Origin of the sequence: Microbispora bryophytorum (assembly GCF_006874465.1) — a bacterium.
GTDB lineage: Bacteria > Actinomycetota > Actinomycetes > Streptosporangiales > Streptosporangiaceae > Microbispora > Microbispora bryophytorum.
In genome coordinates this window covers 54548-65805 of record NZ_VIRL01000019.1, presented here as the reverse complement: position 1 = coordinate 65805, position 11258 = coordinate 54548, and the positions used below count along the sequence as shown (strand labels likewise).

The 11258-nt window shown below is 70.6% G+C and carries 9 protein-coding genes; 3 read left to right on the top strand and 6 right to left on the bottom strand.

What is annotated here, in order from left to right; all coding sequences use genetic code 11:
- Positions 1-35 precede the first annotated feature (35 nt).
- Positions 36-1769: a 2-isopropylmalate synthase gene (gene leuA / locus FLX07_RS28195; protein WP_223854181.1), complete on the bottom strand. Its 1734-nt coding sequence runs from the start codon at positions 1767-1769 to the stop codon at positions 36-38.
- Positions 1770-2133: 364 nt separating this feature from the next.
- Here leuA and FLX07_RS28190 point away from each other — a divergent pair, with 364 nt between their 5' ends.
- The 3 genes from FLX07_RS28190 (at position 2134) to FLX07_RS28180 (ending at position 4927) form a co-directional block, all read left to right on the top strand.
- Positions 2134-3015, top strand: a complete 882-nt coding sequence (locus FLX07_RS28190) for a UbiA family prenyltransferase (RefSeq protein WP_167748422.1) — start codon at positions 2134-2136, stop codon at positions 3013-3015.
- A 42-nt stretch (positions 3016-3057) separates the two neighbouring features.
- The gene (locus FLX07_RS28185; protein ID WP_167748421.1) at positions 3058-4146 is read left to right on the top strand and encodes a sensor histidine kinase; all 1089 of its coding nucleotides are present in this window, start codon (positions 3058-3060) and stop codon (positions 4144-4146) included.
- An 85-nt stretch (positions 4147-4231) separates the two neighbouring features.
- Positions 4232-4927, top strand: coding sequence for a response regulator transcription factor (locus FLX07_RS28180; protein WP_223854179.1), 696 nt, complete (start codon positions 4232-4234; stop codon positions 4925-4927).
- Positions 4928-4955: 28 nt separating this feature from the next.
- Here FLX07_RS28180 and FLX07_RS28175 read toward each other — a convergent pair whose 3' ends face one another.
- The 5 genes from FLX07_RS28175 to FLX07_RS28155 all read right to left on the bottom strand — a co-directional run bounded on the left by FLX07_RS28175 (position 4956) and on the right by FLX07_RS28155 (position 11240).
- Positions 4956-5882 carry an aldo/keto reductase gene (locus tag FLX07_RS28175; RefSeq protein WP_167748420.1) on the bottom strand — a complete coding sequence of 309 codons (927 nt, stop codon included), beginning with the start codon at positions 5880-5882 and terminating at the stop codon, positions 4956-4958.
- Positions 5883-6065: 183 nt separating this feature from the next.
- Positions 6066-6863: a cupin domain-containing protein gene (locus FLX07_RS37195; RefSeq protein WP_208762425.1), complete on the bottom strand. Its 798-nt coding sequence runs from the start codon at positions 6861-6863 to the stop codon at positions 6066-6068.
- 14 nt (positions 6864-6877) lie between these two features.
- Positions 6878-8161, bottom strand: a complete 1284-nt coding sequence (locus tag FLX07_RS28165) for an MFS transporter (RefSeq protein ID WP_142574706.1) — start codon at positions 8159-8161, stop codon at positions 6878-6880.
- Positions 8158-9384 (bottom strand): ATP-grasp domain-containing protein, encoded by a 1227-nt coding sequence (locus FLX07_RS28160; RefSeq protein ID WP_142574705.1) that lies wholly within the window; start codon positions 9382-9384, stop codon positions 8158-8160. Before FLX07_RS28160 ends, FLX07_RS28165 begins: the two co-directional genes overlap by 4 nt.
- Positions 9385-9746: 362 nt before the next feature.
- Positions 9747-11240 (bottom strand): MFS transporter, encoded by a 1494-nt coding sequence (locus FLX07_RS28155; protein WP_142574704.1) that lies wholly within the window; start codon positions 11238-11240, stop codon positions 9747-9749.
- Between the last annotated feature and the right edge of the window lie 18 nt (positions 11241-11258).

Below are 11258 nucleotides of genomic sequence, written 5' to 3'. Positions count from 1 at the left end.
CGTGACTTACGTAAAGATCATCTGTTGAGAAGTGTTCAGCCGACCAGCGTCATTCGCGCCGAAACGCTCTCGCCGGCCCGCTCTCCCGCGCCTTCCGCGTCCGTTTCGCCGGCGCGGGCCAGGGCCGAGCGGACGGCCGCGAAGGACGCGGCGACCACGTCGCGGTCGAGGCCCACCCCCCAGACCTGCCGCCCGTCGATCACGCACTCGGCGTAGACCGCGACCTCCCGGTCCTCCGCGCTCCCCGCCGCGGCCTCCACGCCGGTGCGGTGGACCATCTGCACGTCCACGTTCCAGACCGCCAGCCGGGCGCCCAGGGTGCGGATGGCGTCGGCCCGCGGCCCGGTGACGTCGAAGCGCGCGCCGTCGACGTACAAGGTGGTCTGCAGCGGCCGGCCGCCGAGCCCGAGCGGGACGGTGATCTCGGTCCGCGACAGGTACTCCTCGTCGAACAGGTCGCGGACGACGGTCGGAGTGATCTCCCCGCCCGAGCCGTCCGCGTGGGCCTGCACGACGCGGGCGAACTCCACCTGCAGGTTCTTGGGCAGGTTGAGCCCGTGCCAGGCGCTCAGGATGTAGGCCACGCCGCCCTTGCCCGACTGGCTGTTGATGCGCACCACCGCCTCGTAGGTGCGGCCGACGTCCTTGGGGTCGATCGGCAGGTACGGCATGCTCCACGGCAGGTCGTCCACGCTGACGCCGGCCTCGCCGGCCTCCACGGTCAGCGCGTCGAAGCCCTTCTTGATGGCGTCCTGGTGGGAGCCGGAGAAGGCCGTGTAGACGAGGTCGCCGCCGTACGGGTGGCGGGGGCTGACCTGCATCTCGTTGCAGTACTCGACAGTGCGCCGGATCTCGGTGATGTCGGAGAAGTCGATGCCGGGGTCGACACCGTGGGTGTACATGTTCAGGCCGAGGGTGACCAGGCAGACGTTGCCGGCCCGCTCGCCGTTGCCGAACAGGCAGCCCTCGATCCGCTGGGCGCCGGCCAGCAGCGCCATCTCGGAGGCGGCCACGCCGGTGCCCCGGTCGTTGTGGGGGTGGATCGACAGGCAGACGTGCTCGCGGTGGGACAGATTGCGGTCGAGCCATTCGATCTGGTCGGCGAAGACGTGCGGGAGCGACCGCTCCACCGTGGTCGGGAAGTTGAGGATGATCTCCCGGCCCTCCTCCGGCTGCCACACGTCCATGACCGCCTCGCAGACCTCGAGCGCGAACTCGGGCTCGGTCTCGTTGAAGAGCTCGGGCGAATACTGGAATCCCAGGTCGCAGTCGCCCAGGGTCGCCTCGGCGTACTTCATCATCAGCCGGGTGCCCTCGACGGCGAGGTTCCTGCACTCGTCGCGGGTCATGCCGAAGACCACCCGGCGGAAGAGCGGGGCGGTCGCGTTGTAGAGGTGGATGTTGGCCCGGGGAGTACCGGCCAGGCTCTCCACGGTCCGCCGGATCAGCTCGTCCCGCGCCTGCACCAGAACCGAGATCCGCACGTCGTCGGGGATCCGGTCCTGCTCGATCAGCATGCGCACGAAGTCGTGGTCGTCCTGGCTCGCCACCGGGAAACCGACCTCGATCTCCTTGTAGCCCATCCGTACGAGAAGGTCGAACATCGCGAGCTTGCGCTCCGGGCTCATCGGGTTGACCAGCGACTGGTTGCCGTCGCGCAGGTCGGTGGACAGCCATCGCGGGGCGGCCTCGACCATCCGGTCCGGCCAGCGCCGGTCCGCCAGGCGGACGGGGGTGAAGGCCGAGTAACGGGAAGGAGAGCTGCTCATGAGGAATTCCTTTCTCATCGGCGACCTTGCCACCGAATTCGCGACCGACCGTTTCTCCGAAAAGCTGCCCGCGAATCGCGCCGACTTCCGTCCGGAAGGCCGTCCAAATTGCTGGTGATTCGCTGACCGGTACGTTGCCGAAGCTACAAGCGCCCTGGTCAAGGGGCAAGGGAGAAGCAACTAGAGTGCGCCCCGTATCACCCGTACGATCGGTAGGGGTATCGAAAGTTGTAGACCTGGTACAACCTCCCGGGCGGCCCTCTTAACGCCCCCCTGAATCGGACACATACTCCGAGTCATGTCGATCACCAGAGCAGCTTTCCCGGCCATTTCAATTTCGCCTTTCCGAATCCTCGGAATGTGCGTGACCGAGGCGCGCCCGTCCGTTCTGGCCATCTTCTTCCTGCGGTTCGCCTCCGGCGCGGCCCTGGACGCCGGACTCGCCCCCGCCGACCCGTTCCGCCTGGTGGCGGGGGCCGTGGTGTGGCAGTGCGCGATCTTCTTCGTCTACCTGTTCAACGGCGTGATGGACGTGCGGGAGGACCGCGTGAACGGCTCGCGCCGGCCGATCGCCCGCGGCGAGCTCGACCCCGCCCAGGCCCGGATCATCGCCTGGGCCTCCGCCGCGGCGGCCCTGCTCGGCGCGCTGCTGCTCGGCGGCCCGATGATCTGGCTGGTCACGGCGGTGCTCGTGCTGGGCTACCTCTACTCGGCGCCGCCCTTCCAGCTGAAGAAGTGGTCCAGCGCCACCGTGGTGGTCGGCGGCGTGTCCGGACTGCTCTCCTACTGCGCGGGCTACACCTCGTGCGGGACCGGCCCCGCCGGGCAGGCGGTGATCGCGCTGCCCGCGTTCGCCCTCGCGGCCTCGCTGTGGATGGGCCTGGTCGGCACTCCGGCGAAGGACCTGCCCGACATCGCGGGCGACCGCTCCGCCGGGCGCGTGACGTTCGCGGTGAGCCGCGGAGAATGGCCGGTCAGGCTGCTGCTGTCGGCGGTCGCCGCCTCCGTCGCGCTCGCTTTCTGCGCGGTCGCGGTCCTATTGCGGGCGCCCCTCGGCATGGCGCCGGCCGCGATGCTCACCGGCGCATCGCTGCTCGTCGTCGTCACCCTCACTCCGCTTTCCCGGGGGTCCCGGGTGCGCCGCCGCCTGCCCTACCGGGCGTTCATGACGACGCAATACGCTGTACATTTGGCCGTTCTTCTCCCGCTGGTGTCACAATTCTTATTGTCTGGGCGTGCGGCTTAGTCCAGGATGGAGACACTCGTCCGCTTCCCCTCGGAGGGTCCATTGGCGGGAGATCGAGAACTGGGACCGGCGGTCCCGGACTTCGAGGGTTTCCTCGAAGCCCATCGCTCCGAGATTCTGGAAGCGTACGCGCAGAACCTGGCGGCACTGAACAGCCCGATCAGCCGCGATCCGATCGCCCTGCGGCAGGCGCTGGCGAACGCGGAGCAGATCCTCGACGACGTCGCGGAGACGCTCCGGGCCGGCAGCATCAGGGTCGGCGACTCCCACAAGATCATCGCGTGGGAGGTGGGGGTGACCAGGGCGGCGAGCGGGGTCCATCCGGACGAATCGCTCCGTGCGGCGTCGGTGTGGTTCCAGGCGGTCGTGACCTGCCTGCTGGAGCGCATGCCCGGCGACGCCGAGTCCATGCAGCTGCTCACGCTGGTCGTGCTGGGGCTGGAGCGCAGCATCACGACACGGATCAGGGAGGCCTCGGCCAGCTACTCCAGCTTCCTGCTCGACAAGGTCCACGAGGCCCAGGTCGAGGAGCGCCGCCGGATCGCCCGCGAACTGCACGACCGGCTCGGGCACGGCCTCAGCGTCGCCCACCGGCAACTGGAGCTGTACGACCTGCACCGGGCGAACAAGCCGGCGACGGCGACCGCCAAGGTGGAGACGGCCCAGCAGGCCATCCTGGAGACGATGCAGAACCTCCGGGCGGTCACCAGCGAGCTGCACCCGCACGAGCCGCTCAACAGCCTGGAGAAGGCCCTTCTCTACTACCTCGAGACCGTGGACATGGACGAGGTGGACATCCGGCTGCGGGTCAGCGGGGACGAGACGTGGGCCTCTCCCACCGTGCGCGACGAGTCCTTCCTCATCCTGCGTGAGGCGACCAGGAACGCGCTCAACCACGGCAACCCCACCAAGGTGCTGATCCGGATCGACTTCGCCCCCCACGAGCTGCGGGCGTCGGTGGAGGACGACGGCCTGGGCTTCGCGCAAGGGGGAAGGCGGTCGGACGGGGTGGGCCTGCTGTCGATGCAGGAACGCGCTGCGATCATCGGAGGGACGACCACCATCACGAGCAGGCCGGGCAACGGCACGCACGTCGAACTTTACGTGCCGTTCTCGGGGCTTACCGCATGAGCGAGCGGATCAGGGAACACCGCGCGACTCGCTCACGCGGCCCCGAGCCGCCAGGCGAGGGGGCAAAATGAGCGCACCAGGCACCATGATCAGGATTGCCGTCGTGGACGACCACGCGCTGTTCCGGGAGGGCCTGCGCGAGATCCTGGAGGCCCAGGACGACTTCGAGGTCGTCGGCGAGGCGGGCGACTCCGACGGGGCGGTGGCCCTGGTCGAGCGGGAGCGGCCCGACGTGGTCCTCCTCGACGTCGAGATCCCCGGAGACGACGCCACACAGACCGTGGCCCGCATGCGCACGATCTCGCCCGAGTCGCAGATCATCATCCTCAGCATGTACGACGGCCCGCAGCTGCTGAGCCGCCTGCTGGCGGCGGGCATCCGCGGCTACCTGCTCAAGAGCGTGCACCGCCAGGAGCTGATCTCGGCCGTCAGGAGTGTCAGGGTCGAGCCCGACCGGCTCGTGCTCGCCGTCTCGCGCGACTCCTTCGCCCAGGTGCAGGGAGGCGGGTCGAAGGTGGTGCTGACCGACAGGGAGCGGGAGATCCTCGAACTCGCCGCCCAGGCCCTGAGCAACTACCAGATCGCCACCCGGCTCACGCTCACCGAGGCGACCATCAAGCGGCACCTGCACAACATCTTCACCAAGCTGGGTGCCGTCTCCCGGATCGACGCGGTCAACAAGGCGCTGGCCGCCTCGCTCATCTCGCCGCGCCGCGACCAGCCGGCGCCCCGCCCACGGCCGAACACCCCCGGCCTGCGGGGGCAGCGCTCGCTCCCCTGAGCATCAGCCCTCCTCCAGAGACGGGCAGCTAGTCCTCTTTCAGAGGGAAGGCCCTGGCGAGGCGGGCCTTGAGCGGCTCGGGCAGCAGGATGCCGGTCGCGGTGAGGTTCATCTCCAGGTGGACCAGGTCGCGCGTGCTCGGCACCGGCACGATGTCGCCGCCTCGCGCCAGCAGCCAGGCGATGGCCAGGCGCCCCATGCCGACGTCCATGTCCGCCGCCACCCCCTGTGCGTCGCGCAGCCGCAGCAGCTCGGCTTCCAGGCTCTCGGGGGAGAAACGCGGGTCCAGGCGGCGCACGTCCCCCGGGCCGAGCTGGACCTGCGAGGTGATCCGGCCGGCCAGAAAGCCCCGGCCGAGCGGCCTGCCGGCGACCACGCCCATGCCCAGCTCGCGCGCCAGCGGCAGCAGCTCCCGCTCCGCCCGGCGCTGCCACAGGGAGTACTCCACCGCGACGGCGGCGACGGGCCGCGCCGCGTGCGCGCGCCGCAGCCGGTTTCCGTCCAGCCCGCGAACCCCGATGTGCGCGATCTTCCCGGCGTCCTGGAGGAGGCCCGCCGCGCCCATCGTCTCCTCGATCGGCGCGCCGGCCGCGCCGGGGTCCACCACGAACAGGTCGATCCGCTCGATCCCCAGGCGGGCCAGCGACGCGTCGCAGGCGCGGCCGAGGTCCTCGGGGCGGAACACGCAGCCCCGCCCCTCCCAGCGGGCCGCACCGGGGGCGGCCGCGATCAGGGCCTCGTCGCGCCGGTGGGCGACGGCCTTGCCGACCAGACGCTCGGCCTCGCCGTCGGCGTCGATCAGGTCGATCAGCGACACGCCGCCGTCGAGTGCGCGCAGGACGACCCGCATCGCCTCATCGGGGTCGGCCGGGCCGTACGATCCGGTCAGCGCGGTGCAGCCGAGCCCGAGGCTCGTGGCGACCAGCCCCTGCCCGCCGAGGTTCACGCGCCGCATGACGCCACCCGCGACCCGCATGGCCGAGGCCGTTCGAACGATTTCGATATCGCTTCGTCATTCACGTGGACACCGCTGGAAGTAATGGAGGTACAAGAAACGCGAGGATGCATCCGAGACCACTCGGATTGAACGAGGCGGATTTTCCACCCTTATTTTTCCCCACCGCCACGGCCGTTCGCGCTACAAACCTGGCAAACCATCGGCCAGATATGACGGCGTTTCGGCCACGGAACCGCCGAACACGACGAAGCGGCTGGCGAGGTGGCCCGCGTGGGGGTTGCGGGCGCCGTGCCGGACGCCCGGCGGCGCGAAGACGCCGTCGCCCGGCCCCAGGTCCACCCACCGGTCGTGCAGGTAGACCTGGCCCTCGCCCTCGAAGACGAAGTACACCGCCTCGCTCTGCTCGCGCGGGCGGACGCCGAGCGTCTCCCCCGGCAGCATGATCCCGCAGCGCAGGCAGAGCCCAGCATGGCCGGCTTCCGGCCGGAACAGGACGTTCGCGACGGGCGGCGTCAGCCAGGTCTCGCCGTTCCACAGCGAGCGGAACCGGACCGGGCCGGCGCTGGGCCGGACGGCGCGGTCCGTGCCGCCCTCGGACGGCACGGCGCTCCAGATGTAGACGGTCATCTCCCGGTCGCCGGCCGACAGGGAGTACGTACTGCCCAGGGGTGAGTACAGCGCCGACGCGGCGCGCATCCGGCCGATCTCGTAGCCGACGGTGCCGACGCCCGCGCCGGCCAGCACGACCGCGATCTGCTCGGCCGCCGCCGCGCCCGGCGGCGCCCACTGGCGGCCCGCGGGGATGCGGACCGCGTCGACGGTGGAGTGCCGCGCGCCGATGTGCGGGCCGGCCACCGGGCTCACCCAGCAGTCGCCGTGCGGCCGATACTCCAGCCGCGCGCCCCGCAACACCGTGCCGGTCTCCTGCCGGATGCCGGTCTCCTGCCTGGCGCCGATCTCTTGCGTGGTCAGGTTCATCGGACTCTCCCTGGTCACGCCCGCGCGAGTTCGGCGCGGGCGGCGGAGGGGGTGAGGATCGCGTGGTACTGCCAGATGATCACAAGGCCGAAGACGCCGTACAGCGCGGCCATGCCCCACGGAGGCAGGACCGAGCCGATCGTGATGCACAGCGACGCGACGACCAGGGCCACCCGGATGTTGAGGTTGTAGACCGCCATGTAGCGGGTGCGGGACGCGGCCGGGACCATGTCGGCGAGCAGTGCCTGCCGCACCGGCACGTCCATCAGCTCGCCCACGGTGAGCACCAGCGCGGCCACGAGCAGGACCCAGCCGGTGTCGCTGACGGCCAGCACCATGTATCCGGCGGTGAACAGCCCCGCGCCGGCGTACATCCGGACCCGGTCGGGCACCCGGCGCAGCACCAGGTGGGCGACGAGCGCGAGCGCCACGACCAGCACGGTGTTCTCCGCGCGGAGGATGCCGAGCATCTCCACGCCGTCCACGCGGACCGACCACGAGCCGATCGACAGCAGGTTCTGCGCCGGAAGGTCCCTGGCCAGCCGTACGCCGATGTAGTTGATCAGTTGCAGCTCGATGGACATGAACAGCGTGGCGGCCACCAGCAGCCGGCCGAAGGCGCGGTCCTGGAGCACCAGCCGGTAGCCGTTGGCGAAGTCCCGCAGGATCGACCCGCGCGGCTCGGCCGCCCCGCCGGTCTCGCCCTGCCCCCGCTTGGTCTCCTCGGGCTTGGTCTCCGCGATGAGGAAGTACGTGGCCGCGGCGATCACGACCGTGCCCCCGGCGGCCAGGGTCAGCAGCAGCGTGAAGTGACCGTTGTAGAGGAAGCCGCCGAGCAGCGCGCCGAAGGCCAGTGCGAGATTGATCGACCAGTAGTTGATCGTGTAGACGAGCTTGCGGCTCTCGGGGGTCGTGACGTCGAGGATCATCGCGTCGTTCGCCGGCATCGCGAAGCTCGCGGCGAACTTGTTGACGAGGTAGCCGCAGTAGACGATGGCCGGGCTGTGCCAGGCGGGCGAGTCGGCGACCGCCATGAGCGCGAACGTCAGGCAGACGCCGGTCTCCCCGAGCAGCAGCGTGCGCCGCCGCCCGCGTGCGTCGGACATGTGCCCGCCCGCCAGCGTGCCCACGACGCCGAGCACCATGACGGTCACGACCAGCACGCCCGCGACCGCCACGCCGTACTCGAAGGCGAGGTAGATGGCCATGAACGACATGACCATCGAGTCGAGCAGGCGCTGCAGGAAGCCGACCGCGATGCGGACGCGCAAGTTCGGATGGAGGGCGGACAGGTTCATGACGCCACGCCCGCCCCGGCCGTGACCGGCTCGCCCACCTCGGCCCGTACGGACGAGTGGACGCGCCGCGCCCGCGCGACGGCCTGCTCGTCGGTCTCCCCGGTCACGACGACGAAGCCGTGCCGGGTACGCCAGTCCACCGTCTCGGGAATCCTGTCGCCCGGCCGGAACGGGAACTCCAGCATGTCCACGAAGTCGAGCGCCCTGGCCTCCTCCACACCGGAGACGGCGCGGACCTCGCCGGGCGTCAGGCTGAAGTACGAAATGTGCGCGACCGCCCGGCGCTCCACCGTGCCCGGCGACCGGCCGTCGAGGATCCGGAAGACGGCCCGCTCGATGTCGAGCCCGGTGGCGAGCTGCACCAGCCGCGGGATCTGGTCGCCGCCGAGCCGCGCCTGCGACTCGACGATCCGGGGACCGGCGGCGGTCCAGATGATCTCGGTGTGGGCCGGACCGGTCCGGTAACCGGTCAGCCGCAGCATCTCGATCGTCAGCTCGGCCATCGCCGCCGTGTCGGGCCCGGCCTGCGCGGGGTGCACGTGCCCGGCCTCGACGAACAGCGGCGGCGGGCCGAGCACCTTGCGGGTGACGCCGACCACCTGATGACGGCCGTGGTCGCTGATCGACTCCACGCTGTATTCGGGGCCGCGCAGGTACTCCTCCACGAGGACCGGGCCGCCGTAGCCGTACGAGTCGAGCAGCGCGCCCCATTCGGCGACCTGGCCCGGCTCGCTCAGCAGGTACACCCCCCGGCTGCCGGCCAGCTCGGTCGGCTTGACGACCACGGGGAGGTCGAAGCCGCCGAGCAGGGCCGGCACGTCCTGCCAGCGGGCCGCGTGGGCGAACCGCACCGGCGACAGATCGTGCTCGGCGAGCAGCCGCCGCAACTGGAGCTTGTCGTTGAGCAGTTCGATCGAGCGCGCGGGGTTGACCGCCTTGCCGAGGTCCTCCGCGATGCGGTAGGTCGCGAGCATGCTCTCCTCGGCCCCGATGTGGTAGACGAGGTCGGCGTCGAAGTCGCGCACGGCCTGCCGTACGGTCCGGTCGAACGCGACGGGGTCGGCGAAGTCGGTGAGCACGAAGGCGTCGGCCAGGTCGGCGATGCCGGCCAGGTAGTCCGGCGTCTGCAGGGTGGGATCCCAGACCGCGCAGATCCGGTGCCCCTCCTCTCGGGCCTTGATGACGAACGCCCGGTAGGGCATGACCATGACGAGATTGCTCACCGGGATCCTCCCCTCTTTCTGCTGGAAGTGGTTGTGCGCCTGATGCGGATCGGTCAGTAGGGCAGTGCGCGGCCCGACGGGGTGCGGAGGTCGGGCGAGTTCGGCTGGGGCTTTCCGGTCGGCTTGCTCACGCGGATGCGACGTGCCATCGAAATCCCTCCAAGTCCGTACGAGGTCCCGGTACGTGGTCCGGTACGAGGTTCCGTACGTGGTCCCGCACGAGCCGTTTCACGGGCCCTGTGACCAGCACGCTGGCACGCGTACACGGCCGCCACAACGGCCGCGCACCCTACCGACCGGACCGGATGACGGAAGGGGCAGACGGCCTACAACTTTGGTTACGCCTGAGTGCTACGAAAAACTCATACGCGGGCGTAGGCGAAGCTCGGCGCCCGGCTCGGCCCGCGCCGCAGGTAGGTCCACCAGGTGAGCCCGGCGAGCAGCACGTAGGCGCCGACGAAGATCCACAGGGCGGGCAGCGACCACCCCGCGTGCTCCTGGGCGACGCGGGCCGCGTCGACGCCGGTCACGCCCTTCATCGCACTCGCCGCGTCGAGGCTCGCCAGGCGGAACACCTGCTGGATCAGGAACCCGCCGAACGCGCCGAACGCCCCGGCGATGCCGATCACGGCCGCGGCCCTGCGCTTGTAGTCCGTCGCGGTCAGCGCTGGATCGAGGCCGGCCCTGGCCGCCTCCCTGCGCCCCAGCTCGCCGAAGATCACCGGAATCATCCGGTAGGTCGAGCCGTTGCCCACGCCGGAGCAGGCGAAGACCACCAGGTAGGCGCAGAAGAACAGGCCGAAGTCGTGGCGGATCACCCCGGCCGCCGCCACGACGGTCGCCACGACCATCCCGGCGAAGACGGCCAGCGTGACCCGGGCCCCGCCGTACCGGTCGGACAGCCTGCCGCCGAGCGGCCGGGCGACCGACCCGGCCAGCGCCCCCACGAAGCCGAGCCCGGCGAGGTAGTCGCGCACGAACGGGTGCTGGGCGAGGAACTCGGGGAACGTCGTCTTGATCACCAGCGGCAGCGCGAAGGAGAACCCGATGAACGAGCCGAACGTGCCGACGTAGAGCAGCGACACGATCCAGGTCTGCCCGTGCCGCAACGCCGCCGCGTACGACCGGGGGTCGGCCTTGGCCTCGGCGAGGCTGTCCATGAACAGCCAGGCGCCGAGCCCGGCCACCACGATGAACGGCATCCAGACCAGGCCGGCGTACGCGAGGTGGACCCGTGTGCCCGACGCCGCCGCGGGGACGCCGGCGACGACGACCAGCGGCACCAGGAGCTGGACGACCGCGACGCCGAGGTTGCCGCCGGCCGCGTTGAGGCCGAGCGCGAAGCCCTTGCGCCGCTCGGGATAGAAGAACGAGATGTTGGCCATGGAGGAGGAGAAGTTGCCGCCTCCGACGCCCGCCACGGCGGCGCAGGCGAGCAGGACCCAGAACCTCGTGTCGTGGTCCTGCGCGGCCAGCCAGCCGCTCGGCACGACGAACGCCAGCAGCGACGACGGGATCAGCAGCAGCGCCGCCGAGACCGTCGTCCACACCCGGCCGCCGAAACGCGGCACCGCGAACGTGTAGGGGATCCGGATCGCCGCGCCCACCAGATTGGGCGCGGAGACGAGCCAGAACGACTCCGACACGCTCATCGGCAGCCCGGCGGCGGGCAGGCTCAGCACCACCACCGACCACAGCACCCAGATCGCGAAGCCCAGATGCTCGGTGAAGACCGACAGGATCAGGTTGCGCCGGGCCACCCGCCGGCCGGTGGTCTCCCAGAACTCCTCGTCCTCCGGGTTCCAGTGCTCGATCCATCCGCGGCCGCGCCGGGCGGCCGCCCTCGTTTCGCTCATGGGCAACTCCTCGTCAGC

Excerpts from the sequence above, each read along its gene's own strand:
- FLX07_RS28180 (WP_223854179.1), top strand. The coding sequence starts at position 4,232 with ATGATCAGGATTGCCGTCGTGGACGACCACGCGCTGTTCCGGGAGGGC.
- FLX07_RS28165 (WP_142574706.1), bottom strand. The coding sequence starts at position 8,161 with ATGAACCTGTCCGCCCTCCATCCGAACTTGCGCGTCCGCATCGCGGTC.
- FLX07_RS28175 (WP_167748420.1), bottom strand. The coding sequence starts at position 5,882 with ATGCGGCGCGTGAACCTCGGCGGGCAGGGGCTGGTCGCCACGAGCCTC.
- FLX07_RS28155 (WP_142574704.1), bottom strand. The coding sequence starts at position 11,240 with ATGAGCGAAACGAGGGCGGCCGCCCGGCGCGGCCGCGGATGGATCGAG.
- leuA (WP_223854181.1), bottom strand. The coding sequence starts at position 1,769 with ATGAGCAGCTCTCCTTCCCGTTACTCGGCCTTCACCCCCGTCCGCCTG.
- FLX07_RS37195 (WP_208762425.1), bottom strand. The coding sequence starts at position 6,863 with ATGAACCTGACCACGCAAGAGATCGGCGCCAGGCAGGAGACCGGCATC.